The organism is Variovorax sp. GW821-FHT10B04, from assembly GCF_059415645.1.
Window position 1 is genome coordinate 184,615 of record NZ_JBWKNQ010000008.1, and the last position, 15,834, is coordinate 200,448.

The window sequence follows — 15,834 nt, forward strand, 5'->3', positions numbered from 1 at the left end:
GAGTCCTACCAGCCCCGCGATGGGGTCTGAACACAGTTCTCCTCACGCCAACAGAGCGGCAGAGGACTCCAGTCCCCGGTCGCTCGGCCAGGCGGACGAGTTCGAATCAATCGAGAAGGAGATCAGCATGAACAAAGACACCATCGAAGGCAATTGGAAGCAGCTCAAGGGCAAGGTCAAGGAACAGTGGGGCAAGCTCACCGACGATGACTTCGACGTGATCGCCGGCAAGCGCGACCAGCTTCTGGGCCGCATTCAGGAACGCCACGGCGTCAGCCGCGATGAAGCGGAAAAACAGATCAAGGACTGGGAAGTGCGCGACGGCCGCACGCCAGCCGCTCTCTGGTACGAGAAGGTCTGAGCGCAATTCGCGCTTCATTTCCAGATCCACAGACTTCACTTTACACAACGATCAACACAACTCCGAAGGACTCATCATGAAAAAACATCTGCTCATGCTCGCCATTGCTTCTTCCTGTTTCATCGCTGGCCAGGCCGGCGCTGTGACCAAGGACGAATACAAGGTTGCCAAGGAAAAGATCGAGGCCGACTACAAGGTCGCCAAGGCCCAATGCGACACCCTGAAGGACAACGCCAAGGACGTCTGCGAGAAGGAAGCCAAGGGCCAGGAAAAGGTCGCCAAGGCTGAACTGGAACAGCAATACAAGCCGACCAACGGCCACGCCCGCAAGGTCGCCGAAGAAAAGGTCTCCGCCGCCTATGAAGTCGCCAAGGAAAAGTGCGACGACCAGAATGGCGATGCCAAGAACGCCTGCGTGAAGCAAGCCAAGGCCGACGAAGCCAAGGGCAAGGCCGACATCAAGGCCATGAAGAAGATGTGATCTGCATCACCATGCAGTCATGAAAAAGGCGCCCATGTGGCGCCTTTTTCAATGGTGGAGACGATGCCTCTTCAGGCCGACAGTTCCGTCACCACGCGCTGCAAGGCCTCGGGCAGCTTGACCGGCCGATTCGTCGTGCGGTCGACGTAGACATGGACGAAGTGCCCCTGCGCGGCCGCAGTGTCGGCGCCTTCGGCGAACAGGCCGATTTCATAGCGCACGCTCGAACTCCCCGCATGCGCGACGCGCATGCCGGCTTCGACGGTCTGCGGAAACGCGAGGGGCGCAAAGTAGTTGCACTGCGTCTCCACGACGAAGCCGATGGTGTCACCCTGATGGATGTCGAGCGCGCCTTTTTCGATCAACAACGTGTTCACCGCAGTGTCGAACCAGCTGTAATAAACGACGTTGTTGACATGGCCGTAGATGTCGTTGTCCGACCAACGGGTGGAGATTGACCGAAAGGCGCGGTACACCGAACGGGAATGGGGCTGGGGACGGCTGCTCATGCCGCAGATTCTGCCAGCCACCCCGCGGCAGCCGAATTAGAAAACACGCTCTAAACCGGCCTCGCAGCGGCCAAAGGGGTTGATCGATACGCTCAGCTCCCTATACTTCGATCCATGCTGCACCGCAACATGACAGTGGCAGGCGCAGCGCAACGTGATCCATCCAATCAACCTTTCCGGAGTTCTGCCATGGCACTGACCGCTGACCAAATCCTCGCCGCCCAAAAAGCCAACCTCGAAACCCTGTTCGGCCTGACCACCAAGGCCTTCGAAGGCGTCGAGAAGCTCGTCGAATTGAACGTGACTGCCTCCAAGGCTGCACTGTCCGAAGCCGCCACCGCCAGCCAGGCGATCCTGAGCGTCAAGGACGCACAGGAACTGCTCGCACTGCAAGCCAGCCTGTTCCAGCCCCTCGCAGAAAAGACCGCCGCCTACAGCCGTCATCTGTACGACATCGCGCAAGGCACCGGCGCCGAATTCAGCAAGGCCTTCGAAGGCAAGGCAGCCGAAGCGCAGCAGGCCTTCGTCGGTCTGGTCGACAGCGCCGCCAAGAATGCACCGGCTGGCTCCGAAACCGCCGTCGCCGTCATGAAGAGCGCCGTGGCTGCCGCCAACAATGCTTTCGAGTCCGTCCAAAAGGCCGTCAAGCAAGCCAGCGACGTTGCCGAAGCCAATTTCAGCGCCGTCTCCGCTCAGGCCGTGAACGCTGCCAAGACTGCAGCAACACCGCGCAAGCGTTGAGCCGTACCCCTTGTCTCCTTGGATCCTCCCGGATCCAATTCAAGGCCCGATCTCAGGATCGGGCCTTTTTTTATTCCGGCTCGCTCTTCGATAATGCTGTCTTCTTATCAGGAGACTTTTTCATGCAGATCGAAGGCAAGGTTTTCATCGTCACCGGCGGCGCTTCGGGCCTGGGCGAAGGCACGGCGCGGATGCTGGCGGCGAATGGCGCCAAGGTCGTGGTGGCCGACATGCAGGCCGAAAAAGGCGAAGCCGTGGCCCGCGAGATCGGCGGCGCTTTCGTACGGTGCGATGTGAGCCAGGAAGCCGACGGCCAGGCCGTCGTGGCCGCGGCCCAGAAGCTGGGCAAGCTGGTCGGACTGGTGAACTGCGCCGGCATCGCGCCGGCCGAAAAAACCGTGGGCAAGAACGGCCCGCACGCGCTGGCCGTCTTCAGCAAGACCGTCACGGTCAACCTGATCGGGACCTTCAACATGATTCGCCTCGCCGCTGACGCGATGGCCAAGAATGAGCCGGAGTCCACCGGTGAGCGCGGCGTGATGATTTCCACCGCCTCCGTGGCGGCATACGACGGCCAGATCGGGCAAGCCGCCTACAGCGCGTCCAAGGGCGGCGTGGTCGGCATGACGCTTCCGATCGCACGCGACCTGGCTCGCAGCGGCATCCGGAACATGACGATCGCACCCGGCATCTTCGGCACGCCGATGCTGTTCGGCATGCCCCAGGAAGTGCAGGACGCACTCGCCGCCAGCGTGCCCTTCCCTTCGCGCCTGGGCACGCCCGAGGACTACGCCAAGCTGGCCAAGCACATCATCGAGAACGACATGCTCAACGGCGAAGTGATCCGCCTGGACGGCGCGATCCGCTTGGCGCCGAGGTAACCCCGCTGCCAGCGCGTCAGCGCGCAGACATGTCCGCCTGGAGCGGCCCGGCATGGCCGGTGCGCTCCAGCCGCTCGTACTGGCTGATGACCTGCGCGCCGAAAAGCACCAGCGTGGCGGCGATCTCCAGGCTCAGCAGGACGACGATGGCCGTCGTCAGCGAGCCATAGACGACATTGACCTGCGACAGCGTCGAGAAATACCAGACCAGCACCCGCCGCGTGACTTCCCACAGCAGCGCAGCGGTCACGCCGCCCAGCAGCGCATGGCGAAGCGACAGCCGGCCGACCGGCATCACGAGGTACAGCGAGGTCAGCATGAAGATCTCGCCGCCCAGGCCCAGCAGATACAGCAGCACGCCGGAAACCCCCGACAGCGACCAGCTGTAGCCCAGCAGTTCGACGCTTTCCTGGCCAATCAGCTGCAGCGCGCCCGACACCAGCGTGACCAGCAGCAAACCGACGCACAGACTCAGGATGTACAGATAGGGCATGACGGCCGAAACCAGGTAGTGGCGCCGACGATCGGCCTTGCGATGGTGGAAGATCACCGCCATCGCGCTCTCCAGCACCGTGAACGCCAGAGAACTGAAGAAGATCATCGTGACCAGGAGCACCGGACCGAGCACGTCGCGGTGCGCGAGAAAGTTCGACAGCTCCTCGACGATGGCGCGTGACTGGCCGGGCAGCAGCCACTCCAGGTAGCGGCCGACGGTGCTCAGCAACTCGGCCTGCTCGATCACGTGCGACAGGGCGATCACACTGACGATCAGCAGCGGCACGATGGACAGCAGCGCGTAATAGGCCACGGCCCCGGCCAGCAGCAAGCCCTGATTCGCCTTGAAACTCTTGAGTGCCGACCACAGGAAACGCAACGGGTGGCGCAGCAGCGGCGAGACATGCGTGAGGGGGCTGTGGATCATGCGGCTTGAGCGTTCTGGAGCAAGTCAGTATGCCGCCGTGAGACGACGGTCGAGCACCTTGCGTATCATTTGCCGCTCCCCGCCTACATGACCATCCCTCAATCTTTCATCCAGGAGCTGATCGCGCGCGCCGACGTGGTCGAAATCGTCGGGCGTTACGTCCAGCTCAAGAAGGCCGGCGCCAATTTCATGGGGCTGTGCCCCTTCCATGGCGAAAAATCGCCCTCGTTCTCCGTCAGCCCGACCAAGCAGTTCTATCACTGCTTCGGCTGCGGCGCGCATGGCAATGCCATCGGCTTCCTGATGGAACATGCCGGCATGGGCTTCGTCGAAGCCGTGCACGACCTCGCGGGCGAATACGGCCTGCAGGTGCCCGAGGACGACGCCTCCCCCGAGGACCGCGCGCGTGCCGCCGGCCAGCGGCAGAAACAGGCCACGTTGTCCGAAGTGCTGGAGAAGGCCGGCGAGGCCTACCGCAAGCACCTGCGCCAGTCGCCTGGCGCGATCGACTACCTGAAGGGTCGCGGCGTCTCGGGCGAGGTCGCCAAACAATTCGGTATCGGCTATGCACCTGCGGGCTGGCGCACCCTGGCCAGCGTGTTCCCGGAATACGACGATCCGCTGCTTGCGGAGAGCGGCCTGGTGATCGTCGGCGAGGACGACGATGGCAAACGCTACGACCGCTTCCGCGATCGCGTGATGTTCCCGATCCGCAACGTCAAGGGTGAATGCATCGGTTTCGGCGGCCGGGTGCTCGGCGACGAGAAGCCGAAGTACCTCAACTCGCCCGAAACACCGGTCTTCAGCAAGGGGCGCGAGCTCTACGGCCTGTACGAGGCGCGCGCCGCCTTCCGCGACAAGGGCTACGCGCTGGTCACCGAGGGCTACATGGACGTGGTCGCGCTGGCGCAGCTGGGCTTTCCCAACACGGTGGCCACGCTCGGCACGGCCTGCACGCCCGAACATGTGCAGAAGCTGTTCCGCTTCACCGATTCGGTCGTGTTCAGCTTCGACGGCGACGCGGCCGGGCGGCGCGCCGCCCGCAAGGCGCTGGACGGCGCCCTGTCCTATGCGACGGATGTGCGCAGCGTCAAGTTCCTGTTCCTGCCGGCCGAGCACGACCCCGACAGCTTCATCCGCGAATTCGGCGCCGAGGCCTTCGCACGCTTCGTGAACGAGGCCACGCCGCTGAGCCGCTTCATGGTCGAAGCGGCCCGGGAAGGCTGCGACCTGGGCACGGCGGAAGGCCGCGCCCACATGGCGAGCAATGCACGCCCGCTCTGGAGCGCCCTGCCGGACGGTGCGCTCAAGCGCCAGCTGCTCGGCGAGATCGCTGAGCTGGTGCAGCTCAGCGCACAGGAAATCAGCCAGCTCTGGACGCCTGCCGCGGCGGCGCCGCGCGCGGCTTACACGCCCCAGCCCTCTTCATCCGGTTCGGAGCCGCCCGCCTTCGACGACTACGACGGTGCGCCGCCGCCGGCTTACGAGCGCCGCGACAGCTGGGACAAGAAGGACCGTGGCGATTGGCGCGAGCGCCGCGAGCGCAAGGCACGCGAGAAGAACTTCGAGCCGCCCGGCCGCGGCCGCGTGCGCCCGCCCGGACGGCCCGACGTGGCGGCCCGGCTGCTGCTGTCGAACATGCACGAATGGGCCGCGCTGTCGCACGAGTTGCACGGACTGCTTTGCGACCTGCCGGGCGAGCATGGCCGGCTGTTCACCTGGCTCGACACCCAGTGGCACGAACACGGCGTGCAGCCCTGGGCAGCCCTGCGCGAAGGCCTGCGCGGCCTGTCCTTCGAGGCGCTGGCCGAGCGTGCGATGACCGACCCTGGCGGCGGCCCGATCGCCGAATCCGGCGCGGAAGGCGATCATCTGGCCGACGCCGCCAAGGAGCTGCGCAGCGTGCTCGACTTCATGCTGGACGACCTGCTGAAGGCGCACCAGAGCGAGGCCATCGCAGCGGTTGGCTCGGATCCTGCGGCGCTGGAACGCTATCGCGCGCTGGAAATCCGGCGGATCGAACTGCGCAATCGTCTCAAACCGTCATCGGCGTGACACTTGAAAACGCGCATCACGCTATAATGTAGGGCTTCGCAATAGGCGAAATTAGGCAAGAGCGACAGCAGCACCTCCGGGCCGACCCCATGCGCAATGCACTTCCCAACGGGAAACGGGTCAATACACCGCAAGGACTGCACACCAAATGTTCGCCCGACATCTTGCCTTTTGAGGAACCCGTTTCCTCCTTGCCCCTTGTCCGTGTACCGATGCCTGCGCCGGGTTTGTGGCGCTCGTGATTCCGCTTGTCCATTCTTTTTGCACCGAGGTCGTATGCCCAGTTCGAAGAAGCCTGCCGTTTCCGCCGCCAAACCCGTTGCCGACAAGCCGTTGAAAGCGACTGCGTCGCCGGCAACTAAATCGGGGCCCGCCGCGTCCAAGGCGACAGCCGCAACGAAAGTGAAACCAGTGCCAACCAAATCCACGACCGCCACGATCGACGAAACCACCAAGGCCGCAGCCCCCGCAGCCAAGAAAGCCGGCCGCCCGCCGAAGGCCGCCAGCACCACCGCCGCTGCGCCCGCCACCGGCGCCAAGCGCGGCCGCAAGCCGAAGGCCGGCAATGAAGCGCCCGTGAGCGACGTCGATCTGTCGGACATCGAAGAAGATCTGGCCGGCGACGAGCCGGTCGCTGCCGCCCCGGGCGCGACCGAAGAAAAGGTCAAGCCGCTGCGCATGAAGATCAGCAAGGCGAAGGAACGCGCCTTGATGAAGGAATTCGGCCTGGACGAAACCGTCCTGTCCGAAGAGGACATGGCCAAGCGCCGTTCGCGCCTGAAGACCCTGATCACGCTGGGCAAGACGCGCGGCTACCTGACGCAGGGCGAAATCTCCGACCACTTGCCCGACAAGCTGGTCGATGCCGAGACCATGGAAGTCGTGGTCACGATGCTGAACGACCTCGGCGTGGCGGTGTACGAACAAACACCCGACGCCGAAACGCTGCTGCTGAATAACACCGCGCCCACCGCGACGACCGTCGAAGAAGCCGAAGAAGAAGCCGAAGCCGCACTGTCGACCGTCGACAGCGAATTCGGCCGCACGACCGACCCGGTCCGCATGTACATGCGCGAAATGGGCACGGTCGAACTGCTGACGCGCGAAGGCGAAATCGAAATCGCCAAGCGCATCGAAGGCGGCCTGATGGCCATGATGGAGGCGATCTCCGCATCGCCCGCCACCATCGCCGAGATCCTGCGACTGGCGGCCGACATCCGTGAAGGCAAGGTCGTGATCTCGACCATCGTCGACGGCTTCTCGAACCCGAACGAGGCCGACGACTACGTGGCCGAAGAAGACTTCGACGAATTCGACGAGGAAGACGACGACGACGGCAAGGGCGGCTCCAAGGCGCTGACCAAGAAGCTCGAAGAACTCAAGCGCGATGCGCTGGAGCGTTTCGACCGCATTGCCGCGATGTTCGAGAAGGTCCACAAGATCTACGACAAGGAAGGCTACGGCACGCCCAACTACCAGAAGGCGCAGCAAGCCCTGTCGGACGAGCTGATGACCATCCGCTTCACGGCCAAGACCATCGAGAAGCTGTGCGACCTGGTGCGCACGCAGGTCGACGACGTGCGCAAGAAGGAACGCGAACTCCGCCGCATCATCGTGGACAAGTGCGGCTTCCCGCAGGAAGACTTCATCCGCGACTTCGGCGGCTTCGACAAGAACGGCAAGCGCGTCGAGTCGAACCTGCTGAACCTGAAGTGGGTCGAGAAGCAGGCCGCAGCCGGCAAGCCGTGGAGTGCCGTGCTCGCGCGCAACATTCCGCCGGTGCAGGAACTGCAGCAACGCCTGGCTGACATCCAGTCGCGCGTGGTGGTGCCGCTGACGCAGCTCAAGGACATCAACAAGCGCATGAACGACGGCGAGTCGTCGTCGCGCGATGCCAAGAAGGAAATGATCGAGGCCAACCTGCGCCTCGTGATCTCCATCGCCAAGAAGTACACCAACCGCGGCCTGCAGTTCCTGGACCTGATCCAGGAAGGCAACATCGGCCTGATGAAGGCGGTCGACAAGTTCGAATACCGTCGCGGCTACAAGTTCTCGACCTATGCGACGTGGTGGATCCGCCAGGCGATCACCCGCTCGATCGCCGACCAGGCGCGCACCATCCGCATTCCGGTGCACATGATCGAGACGATCAACAAGATGAACCGCATCTCGCGCCAGCATCTGCAGGAGTTCGGCTTCGAACCCGACGCGTCGATCCTGGCCGAGAAGATGGAGATCCCGGAAGACAAGATCCGCAAGATCATGAAGATCGCCAAGGAGCCGATCTCCATGGAAACGCCGATCGGCGACGACGACGATTCGCACCTGGGCGACTTCATCGAGGACAGCAGCAACACGGCCCCGATCGAGGCCGCGATGCAGGCCGGCCTGCGCGACGTGGTCAAGGACATCCTCGACTCGCTCACGCCGCGCGAAGCCAAGGTGCTGCGCATGCGCTTCGGCATCGAGATGTCGACCGACCACACGCTGGAAGAAGTCGGCAAGCAGTTCGACGTGACGCGCGAGCGCATTCGCCAGATCGAAGCCAAGGCGCTGCGCAAGCTGAAGCACCCGTCGCGCTCGGACAAGCTGCGCAGCTTCATCGATACGCTCTGATCCCGGAAGGGTTTCGGAGCCCGAAGCGCCCGCCGCACCCGTCCTTCGGGTGCCGGGCGCTTTTTTCTTGATCGCACAAAAAAGAGAGACACACATGAATCCGGACGCCGCCAAACTCTGGCAAGCCCCACGATGGGCGCTGGCCATCCTGCTCGCGGTGCTCGGCATGGTCGGGCCTTTTTCCATCGACACCTACATCCCGGCGTTCTCCGGCATTGCACGGTCCATCGGCGCCACGCCGGTCGAGATGCAGCAGACGCTGTCGGCCTACCTGTTCGGCTTCGCCTTCATGAACCTGTTCCACGGCGCGCTGTCGGACAGTTTCGGCCGCCGGCCGGTCGTGCTCGCCGGCATGGCGCTGTTCACGCTGGCATCGCTCGGCTGCGCGCTGTCGCAGAGCATCGGCCAGCTGGTGTTCTTCCGGGCGCTGCAAGGGCTTTCGACCGGTGCGGGCATCGTGGTGTCGCGGGCCGTCATCCGCGACATGTTCCCGCCGGCCGAGGCGCAGAAGGTGATGAGCCAGGTCACCATCTATTTCGGCGTGGCGCCGGCCATTGCGCCGATCGTCGGCGGCTTCCTGTTCGTCCACCTGGGCTGGCACAGCGTGTTCTGGTTTCTGGTCGCCGTCGGCGTGATCCTGTTCGTCGCCAACTGGAAGCTGCTGCCGGAAACGCTGCATCCAACCCACCGGCAACCCTTCGAGGTGAAGCACCTGATGCGTGGCTACTGGGATCTGTGCTCCGACCCGCGCTTCCTGTTGCTGGCGCTCGCGAGCGGCGTGCCCTTCAACGGCATGTTCCTCTACGTGCTGGCGGCGCCCGCCTTTCTGGGCGACCACCTGCGACTGGAGCCCACGCAGTTCTTCTGGTTCTTCCTGATGACCATCGGCGGCATCATGGCCGGCGCCTGGGTCAGCGGGCGCATGGCCGGCAAGGTCGCGCCCAAGCGGCAGATTCGCGACGGCTTCCTGATCATGCTGGTCACGTCGCTGGTGAACGTGATCGCCAACATGCTGTTCACGCCGCATGCGGCCTGGGCACTGTGGCCGCTGGGCGTGTTCGCCTTCGGCTGGGCGCTGATGGTGCCGGTCGTCACGCTGCTGGTGCTCGACCTGCATCCGGAGCGACGCGGCATGGCGTCGTCGCTGCAGGCGGTGATCGGATCGACCGCCAACGGCATCGTCGCCGGTGTGATCGCACCGCTCGTGATGCATTCACCGCTGGCGCTGGCCGTCACCTCGATCCTGATGATGGCGATCGGCCTGGTGGCGTGGGTCTGGCTGCACCGGCGCTGGCCGGCGATCGGGCGCCGCGTCGCCGTCTAGCGCCCTGCCATCCCCAGCCCGGCGCAGGCCAGGCCCGCCGCTCAGGCCGCAGCGGCGGTCGTCCGCTTCATGTCGTGATACCGGCCGGTGCCGCGACTGAGCACGCGGTCATGCGGCAGCACGTCGCCGGGCTCGAAGTCCGGCAATCCGGCGATCCGCTGGTAGAGCGGCCCGAAGTCGATGCGCGCCAGGTCGAGCAACTCTTCCAGGCTGTCGATCACGAAATAGCTCTCCTGGAAATCGTCGATGCGGTAGTTGGTCCGCATGACGCGCTCGAGGTCGAACCCGATCCGGTTCGGCGACGGGTCGTCCAATGAGAAAACGCTTTCCGTGCGCGACGACGCGATGCCGGCGCCGTAGATCCGCAAACCGTCCTTCTGCTGGATGAGGCCGAATTCGACCGTGTACCAATACACGCGCGCCAGCTTGTTCAGCACGCCGAGCTTCTGCGCGCGCAGGCCGCCTTCGCCGTAGGCCTGGATGTAGTCGGCGATGGCCGGATTCATGAGCATCGGCACATGCCCGAACACATCGTGGAACACGTCGGGTTCCTCGAGGTAGTCGAGCTCGTGCGGCTTGCGGATGAAATTGCCCGAAGGGAAGCGCCGGTTGGCCAGGTGCTCGAAGAAGACCTCGTCGGGCACCAGCCCCGGAACCGCCACGACCTGCCAACCGGTGCGTTGCATCAGCACCTCGCTGAGCGCGCGAAAGTCGGGGATCCTGTCGGCGCCGATCGGCAGGTTCTTCATGCCCTCGACGAATTCGTCGCAGGCACGGCCGGGCAGCAGCTTCGTCTGCCGCTCGAACAGCGTCTTCCAGACCGCATGTTCCGCCGGCGTGTAGTTCGACCAGCCCTGGTCGATGGTCCAGTCCGGCCGGTCCGGCCTGGCGGCATCGCCGGCCGCGAGCCCGTGCTTGGTCGCTTCGGCAGCCGGCATGCTCAGGCCTCGGCCGTGTCCAGGACGCCGCGGCGGATCTGGTCGCGTTCGAGCGATTCGAACAGCGCTTTGAAGTTGCCTTCGCCGAAGCCTTCGCGGTAGTCGCCACGGCGCTCGATGAACTCGAAGAACACCGGCCCGAACACCGGCGTGGAGAAGATCTGCAGCAGCAGGCGCGGATTGCCGCCCTCGGTGGTTCCATCCATCAGGATGCCGCGCGCCTGCAGTTCGGGCACGTTCTGGCCGTGGCCCGGCAGGCGGCCGTCGAGCATCTCGTAGTAGATGTCGTTGGGTGCGGTCGCCGTCTGCACGCCGGCCAGCGCCAGCTTGTCCACCGCGTCCTTCAGGTTGTCGCAGATCAGCGCGATGTGCTGGATGCCTTCGCCGTTGAACTGCATCAGGAATTCCTCGATCTGGCCGCCGCCCTTCTTGGACTCCTCGTTGAGCGGAATGCGGATCTTGCCGTCGGGCGCCGTCATGGCCTTGGAGGTCAGGCCGGTGTACTCGCCCTGGATGTCGAAGTAGCGGATTTCGCGGAAGTTGAAGAGCTTGGCGTAGAAGTCGGCCCAGAAGGTCATGCGGCCGCGGTACACGTTGTGCGTCAGGTGGTCGATCAGCTGCAGACCATGGCCGACCGGATGGCGATCGACGCCTTCGATGAATTCGAAATCGATGTCGTAGATCGACTTGCCTTCTTCGAAGCGGTCGATCAGGTACAGCGGCGCACCGCCGATGCCCTTGATGGCCGGCAGGCGCAGTTCCATCGGACCGGTGGCGATTTCCATCGGCTGCGCGCCGAGCTCGAGCGCGCGGTTGTAGGCCTTGTGCGCATCCTTCACGCGGAACGCCAGGCCGCAGGCCGACGGGCCATGTTCGGCGGCGAAATAGGCCGCCGGGCTCTTGGGCTCGCGGTTGACGATGAAGTTGATATCGCCCTGGCGGTACAGCACGACGTCCTTGGAACGGTGCTTGGCGACCAGCGTGAAGCCGAGCGTTTCGAACACGGGCTCCAGCACGCCGGCCTCGGGCGAGGCGAATTCCACGAACTCGAAGCCCATCAGGCCCATGGGGTTGTCGAACAGATCGGTCATCGGGGTCTCCAGATTCAAACGGTGGGGTATGGGCTCCATGCTAGGCATTCGGCACACAGAATTCCTGCAACTTGCAGGGCATGGGTGGCGGTCTGCGCAGGATTCCTGCAAGATCGGCTGCATGAACGCTCCAGCCGAACTCGATGCGATCGATTTGCGCGTGCTTCGCGCGCTTCAGGCCAACGGCCGTGCCACTTACGACGAGCTCGCCGCCGCCGTCAGCCTGTCGTCGTCCGCCACGCTGCGGCGGGTCAAGCGGCTGGAAGAAGCCGGCGTGATCGCGGGCTATGTCGCGCTGCTGCGGGCCGACCGCGTCGGCCTGGCGCTGACGGCCTACATCAACGTGCGGCTCGAAAAGCACACCGAGCGCCACAAGCGCAGCCCGATGGACGCGTTCCGCGCATCGGTGCAGGGCTGGCCCGAGGTGGTCGAGTGCGCATCGCTGACCGGCGACATGGACTACCTGCTGCGCGTCGTGGTCGCCGACATGAGCGACTACTCCCGCTTCGTGATGGACACGCTGCTCAAGCACCCGAGCGTGCAGGACTGCAAGACCAGCTTCGTGCTCGACCGCGTGAAGACGACGACGGCGCTGCCGATATAGGCCTACTCCACGACCACGTTCGCCTTCTTCACCAGCTGCGCATAGCGCGCCGCCTCGCTGCGGAAGTAGGCGGCCGCCACGTCGGGCGAGGTCGGCTTGATGATGTTGCCCTGCCGGTCCATCGCCTCGCGCACCTCGGGGCTCGTGTACGCGGCGACGATGGCGTCATGCACGCGCTGCACGTCCGCGGCGGCCATCTTCGCCGGGCCGATCACGGCGAACCAGCCCTCGATCGCGTAGTTCGGCAGGCCTTGTTCGGCGATCGTGGGCAGGTCGGGCGCAGCCGGCGAACGCGCAGGCCCGCACAGCCCGATCGCACGCAGCGCGCCGCTCTTCATGTAGGCCTGCACGGCCGGCAGCGCGACCACGCCGATCTCGACCTGCCCCGCGATCATGTCGGTCACCATCGGGCCGGTGCCCTTGTAGGGAATGTGGCGGGCCTTCACGCCCGCCTCGTCCATGAACATCTCGCCGGCCAGATGGATCACCGTACCGTTGCCGGACGAGGCGTAGTTGTAGCCGTCGGGCTTCGCCTTCAGGAGCGCGACCAGCTCCGCCACGTTCTTCGCCGGCACCTTTGGATTCACCAGGAGCACCAGCGGCGTGGCGCCGATCACGCTGATCGGCGTGATGTCGTTGATCGCGTCGAAGGGCATCTTCTTGAAGACCGACGGATTGATGACGTGGTTGTTCGACACCAGGCCCAGCGTGAAACCATCGGGCGCCGCCTTGACGATCGCGGACGCGCCGGTGATGCCGCCGGCGCCCGGCAGGTTCTCGATCACGACCGGTTGGCCGAAGGACTTGCCGAGCGCGCCCGTGGCGGCGCGGGCAATCGCATCGACGCCCGAACCGGCGCTGATCGGCAGGATGATGCGCACCGGCCTGTCGCCTTGCGCCAGGGCCGGCCAGGCCGCGCAGCCCAGTGCCGCGGCGCCGAGGCCGAGCACGCCGCGGCGGGTCATCGCGGGCTTCGCGAACGTTGCGGGGCTCGCGGGATTCGATGGGGTCGTCATGTCTTGTCTCCTTATGTATGTATGGATGTGCGTGGGGCGGACCGATGCGGAATTCGTCGCGCGGCGCCCGCATGGCGCCGGCCGGATCAGGCAGGCTCGCGCGACACGAGCCGGCCGAGCACCTCGTCGGTGTGTTCGCCGACCCGCGCCAGCGGCTGTCGCACGCCGGGACGCCGGCCGCCCAGCGTCAGCGGCAGCAGCACGACCTCGGTCATGCTGCCGTCGTCGCATTCCATCGGTACCAGGCCGCCGCTCTGCAGCAGATGCGGATCGGTCATCAGCTGGTCGGGGCGCACGATGGGCGCGTAAGGTATTCCCGCCGCTTCCAGCTTCGGCGCGAGGTCCTCGATGCGGTGGTGCGTAAGGATCTCGCCGAGACGCGCCAGCAGCGCGGGGCGCACGGCGACCCGCAAGGCGTTGCTGGCCAGCGCGGGGTCGGCGGCGAGCTCGGGGCTCTCCAGCACGCGGCACAGCGTCAGGAACTGCTTGTCGCTGACTGCACCGATGAAGAGCTGCTCGCCGTCGGCCAGCGTGAACACGTCGTACACGCTCCACGCCGAGACACGCGACGGCATCGGCGGCGGCGCCTCGCCGGTCATCGCGAACTGCTGCATGTGCTGGGACGACAGGAACACGCAGTTCTCGAACAACGCGCTCTGCACTTCCTGGCCACGGCCCGTGCGCTCGCGTTCGCGCAGCGCGGCCAGCACGCCGATCGCACCGAACATGCCGCCCATGATGTCGTTGACGGACGTGCCCGCGCGCAGCGGCCGGCCCTCCGGCCCGGTCATGTACGACAGTCCGCCCATCATCTGCACCACCTCGTCGAGCGCCAGCCGGTTCTCGTACGGACCCGGCAGGAAGCCCTTGTGCGACACGGAGATCAGCCGCGGATAGCGCTTCGACAGCGTGGCATGGTCGAGCCCGAATTCCACCATCAGGCCAGGCCGGAAGTTCTCCAGCACGACGTCGCATTCGCCGATCAGCTCGGTCGCGGTGGCGCGGCCCTCCGGCGTCGAGATGTCGAGCACCACACTCTTCTTGTTACGGTTGAAGGCGCGGAAGAAGCCGATGCCCAGACCCGGCAACCGCCGCGTCTTGTCGCCGCCGGGCGGCTCGATCTTGATGACTTCCGCGCCGAGATCGGCCAGGATCATTCCGCAGGTCGGGCCCATCACCATGTGGGTGAACTCGACGACGCGCACGCCGGCCAGTGGCAGGTCTGCGGACCTTGGATGTTCGTTGCTCATGGGTTCCTTCAGGAAGCGGATGCAGTGAGAGAAGACGGCGCACGTGCCGCGAAAGTCCGGGGCAGGCCGGCCTGCCAGAGCGTGCCGTGCAATGTCTCGCCGGCCAGCCAGCCGGCCACGCGTTCGCGCAGCGCCAACAGCTGCGCGATGTCGATGCCGGTGTCGATGCGCATGCTGCCGAGCATGTAGGCCAGGTCTTCGGTCGCGACGTTGCCGCTCGCGCCCGGTGCATGCGGACATCCGCCGATGCCGGCCAGGCAGGCGTCGAATCGCGCCACACCCACTTCGAGCGCCGCATAGACGTTGGCGAGGCCGAGGCCGCGCGTGTCATGGAAATGGCCACACCAGAAGCGGTCGCCAGCGATCTTCACGGCCTGCGTGAACAGGCTGCGCACCATGGCCGGATCGGCATAGCCGACGGTGTCGGCGAGGCTCACGCGATCGGCCCCGGCATCGAGCAGTGCCTGCATCAGGCGCAGCACCTCGGCCGGGTCGACTTCGCCCTGCAGCGTGCAGCCGAAAGCCGTGCCGACGCCACCTTCGATCAGCGTCTTCGAACCGGCCGCATCGCGTGCCGCACGGATGCGCGCGACCTCGGCCACGACCTCGTCGGGCGTCTTGCGCAGGTTGGCAAGGCTGTGCGCATGGCTGGCCGACAGCGGCACGATCATCAGGTCGGCGCCTCCGGCGATCGCGCTCTCGGCGCCTCTCAGGTTCGGCACCAGCACCGAAGCGAAGAGCCCTGGCAGCGCCTTCGCGTCGGCGAGCAATTCGGCGGTGTCGGCGAGTTGCGGCAGCAGGCGCGCCGGCACGAACGAGCCGACCTCGATCTCGCGCTGGCCGGCGGCATGAGCCGCCTGGATCCACGCGCGCTTGTGCTCGGTCGACAGGATGGTGGCAATGCTCTGCAAGCCATCGCGCAAGCCCACTTCGCGAATGACGGCGGCGCGCGGCAGGCGCGGGGATTCTGTGTTCATCGGTTGTCTCCATGGCCCTTCGTCAGGATGAGGGCCGAGTGCTTTGCCCTGACTCTAGACATTCCCGA

At 65.3% G+C, this 15,834-nt stretch carries 15 protein-coding genes; 8 read left to right on the forward strand and 7 right to left on the reverse strand.

Annotated elements, in window-relative coordinates; all coding sequences use genetic code 11:
- Window positions 1-127 precede the first annotated feature (127 nt).
- Both AC07PZ_RS20440 and AC07PZ_RS20445 read left to right on the forward strand, forming a co-directional pair.
- Complete coding sequence (locus AC07PZ_RS20440; RefSeq protein ID WP_495296955.1) at window positions 128-361, forward strand: CsbD family protein; 234 nt, start codon at window positions 128-130, stop codon at window positions 359-361.
- 76 nt (window positions 362-437) lie between these two features.
- The gene (locus AC07PZ_RS20445) at window positions 438-842 is read left to right on the forward strand and encodes a hypothetical protein (RefSeq protein ID WP_495296956.1); all 405 of its coding nucleotides are present in this window, start codon (window positions 438-440) and stop codon (window positions 840-842) included.
- A gap of 71 nt (window positions 843-913) precedes the next feature.
- On the opposite strand, the gene AC07PZ_RS20450 is transcribed toward AC07PZ_RS20445, so the two are convergent.
- The gene (locus AC07PZ_RS20450; RefSeq protein WP_495296957.1) at window positions 914-1,351 is read right to left on the reverse strand and encodes an acyl-CoA thioesterase; all 438 of its coding nucleotides are present in this window, start codon (window positions 1,349-1,351) and stop codon (window positions 914-916) included.
- Window positions 1,352-1,540: 189 nt separating this feature from the next.
- On the opposite strand from AC07PZ_RS20450, the gene AC07PZ_RS20455 reads away from it, so the two are divergent.
- Together AC07PZ_RS20455 and AC07PZ_RS20460 are read left to right on the forward strand one after the other, a co-directional pair.
- Window positions 1,541-2,092 carry a phasin family protein gene (locus tag AC07PZ_RS20455; RefSeq protein WP_495297094.1) on the forward strand — a complete coding sequence of 184 codons (552 nt, stop codon included), beginning with the start codon at window positions 1,541-1,543 and terminating at the stop codon, window positions 2,090-2,092.
- 122 nt (window positions 2,093-2,214) lie between these two features.
- Window positions 2,215-2,973, forward strand: a complete 759-nt coding sequence (locus tag AC07PZ_RS20460; protein WP_495297095.1) for a 3-hydroxyacyl-CoA dehydrogenase — start codon at window positions 2,215-2,217, stop codon at window positions 2,971-2,973.
- Between the two features lie 16 nt (window positions 2,974-2,989).
- On the opposite strand, the gene AC07PZ_RS20465 is transcribed toward AC07PZ_RS20460, so the two are convergent.
- Entirely contained in the window at window positions 2,990-3,895 is a 906-nt protein-coding gene (locus tag AC07PZ_RS20465) for a YihY/virulence factor BrkB family protein (RefSeq protein WP_495296958.1), read from the reverse strand.
- Between the two features lie 87 nt (window positions 3,896-3,982).
- Between AC07PZ_RS20465 and dnaG the strand changes: the two genes are divergently transcribed.
- The 3 genes from dnaG to AC07PZ_RS20480 all read left to right on the forward strand — a co-directional run bounded on the left by dnaG (window position 3,983) and on the right by AC07PZ_RS20480 (window position 9,890).
- Entirely contained in the window at window positions 3,983-5,950 is a 1,968-nt protein-coding gene (gene dnaG / locus AC07PZ_RS20470; RefSeq protein ID WP_495296959.1) for a DNA primase, read from the forward strand.
- 276 nt (window positions 5,951-6,226) lie between these two features.
- The gene (rpoD, locus tag AC07PZ_RS20475; RefSeq protein ID WP_495296960.1) at window positions 6,227-8,566 is read left to right on the forward strand and encodes an RNA polymerase sigma factor RpoD; all 2,340 of its coding nucleotides are present in this window, start codon (window positions 6,227-6,229) and stop codon (window positions 8,564-8,566) included.
- A gap of 94 nt (window positions 8,567-8,660) precedes the next feature.
- Window positions 8,661-9,890, forward strand: coding sequence for a multidrug effflux MFS transporter (locus AC07PZ_RS20480; protein ID WP_495296961.1), 1,230 nt, complete (start codon window positions 8,661-8,663; stop codon window positions 9,888-9,890).
- 41 nt (window positions 9,891-9,931) lie between these two features.
- On the opposite strand, the gene phhA is transcribed toward AC07PZ_RS20480, so the two are convergent.
- A complete protein-coding gene (phhA, locus tag AC07PZ_RS20485) occupies window positions 9,932-10,828 on the reverse strand; it encodes a phenylalanine 4-monooxygenase (RefSeq protein WP_495296962.1) in 897 nt (298 codons plus the stop codon).
- 2 nt (window positions 10,829-10,830) lie between these two features.
- On the reverse strand, window positions 10,831-11,919 hold the full coding sequence (gene hppD / locus AC07PZ_RS20490; protein WP_495296963.1) for a 4-hydroxyphenylpyruvate dioxygenase: 1,089 nt from the start codon (window positions 11,917-11,919) through the stop codon (window positions 10,831-10,833).
- A 121-nt stretch (window positions 11,920-12,040) separates the two neighbouring features.
- Between hppD and AC07PZ_RS20495 the strand changes: the two genes are divergently transcribed.
- Window positions 12,041-12,523 (forward strand): Lrp/AsnC family transcriptional regulator, encoded by a 483-nt coding sequence (locus AC07PZ_RS20495; RefSeq protein WP_495296964.1) that lies wholly within the window; start codon window positions 12,041-12,043, stop codon window positions 12,521-12,523.
- A gap of 2 nt (window positions 12,524-12,525) precedes the next feature.
- On the opposite strand, the gene AC07PZ_RS20500 is transcribed toward AC07PZ_RS20495, so the two are convergent.
- The 3 genes from AC07PZ_RS20500 to AC07PZ_RS20510 form a co-directional block, all read right to left on the reverse strand.
- Entirely contained in the window at window positions 12,526-13,488 is a 963-nt protein-coding gene (locus AC07PZ_RS20500) for a tripartite tricarboxylate transporter substrate binding protein (protein WP_495297096.1), read from the reverse strand.
- A 137-nt stretch (window positions 13,489-13,625) separates the two neighbouring features.
- Complete coding sequence (locus AC07PZ_RS20505; RefSeq protein WP_495296965.1) at window positions 13,626-14,789, reverse strand: CaiB/BaiF CoA transferase family protein; 1,164 nt, start codon at window positions 14,787-14,789, stop codon at window positions 13,626-13,628.
- Window positions 14,790-14,797: 8 nt separating this feature from the next.
- The gene (locus AC07PZ_RS20510) at window positions 14,798-15,766 is read right to left on the reverse strand and encodes a hydroxymethylglutaryl-CoA lyase (protein ID WP_495296966.1); all 969 of its coding nucleotides are present in this window, start codon (window positions 15,764-15,766) and stop codon (window positions 14,798-14,800) included.
- Window positions 15,767-15,834 lie beyond the last annotated feature (68 nt).

Coding starts and splice junctions, on each gene's coding strand:
- AC07PZ_RS20465 (WP_495296958.1), bottom strand. CDS start 3,895: ATGATCCACAGCCCCCTCACGCATGTCTCGCCGCTGCTGCGCCACCCG.
- AC07PZ_RS20460 (WP_495297095.1), top strand. CDS start 2,215: ATGCAGATCGAAGGCAAGGTTTTCATCGTCACCGGCGGCGCTTCGGGC.
- AC07PZ_RS20480 (WP_495296961.1), top strand. CDS start 8,661: ATGAATCCGGACGCCGCCAAACTCTGGCAAGCCCCACGATGGGCGCTG.
- AC07PZ_RS20440 (WP_495296955.1), top strand. CDS start 128: ATGAACAAAGACACCATCGAAGGCAATTGGAAGCAGCTCAAGGGCAAG.
- hppD (WP_495296963.1), bottom strand. CDS start 11,919: ATGACCGATCTGTTCGACAACCCCATGGGCCTGATGGGCTTCGAGTTC.
- dnaG (WP_495296959.1), top strand. CDS start 3,983: ATGACCATCCCTCAATCTTTCATCCAGGAGCTGATCGCGCGCGCCGAC.
- AC07PZ_RS20500 (WP_495297096.1), bottom strand. CDS start 13,488: ATGACCCGCCGCGGCGTGCTCGGCCTCGGCGCCGCGGCACTGGGCTGC.
- AC07PZ_RS20495 (WP_495296964.1), top strand. CDS start 12,041: ATGAACGCTCCAGCCGAACTCGATGCGATCGATTTGCGCGTGCTTCGC.
- phhA (WP_495296962.1), bottom strand. CDS start 10,828: ATGCCGGCTGCCGAAGCGACCAAGCACGGGCTCGCGGCCGGCGATGCC.
- AC07PZ_RS20510 (WP_495296966.1), bottom strand. CDS start 15,766: ATGAACACAGAATCCCCGCGCCTGCCGCGCGCCGCCGTCATTCGCGAA.
- AC07PZ_RS20455 (WP_495297094.1), top strand. CDS start 1,541: ATGGCACTGACCGCTGACCAAATCCTCGCCGCCCAAAAAGCCAACCTC.
- rpoD (WP_495296960.1), top strand. CDS start 6,227: ATGCCCAGTTCGAAGAAGCCTGCCGTTTCCGCCGCCAAACCCGTTGCC.
- AC07PZ_RS20505 (WP_495296965.1), bottom strand. CDS start 14,789: ATGAGCAACGAACATCCAAGGTCCGCAGACCTGCCACTGGCCGGCGTG.
- AC07PZ_RS20445 (WP_495296956.1), top strand. CDS start 438: ATGAAAAAACATCTGCTCATGCTCGCCATTGCTTCTTCCTGTTTCATC.
- AC07PZ_RS20450 (WP_495296957.1), bottom strand. CDS start 1,351: ATGAGCAGCCGTCCCCAGCCCCATTCCCGTTCGGTGTACCGCGCCTTT.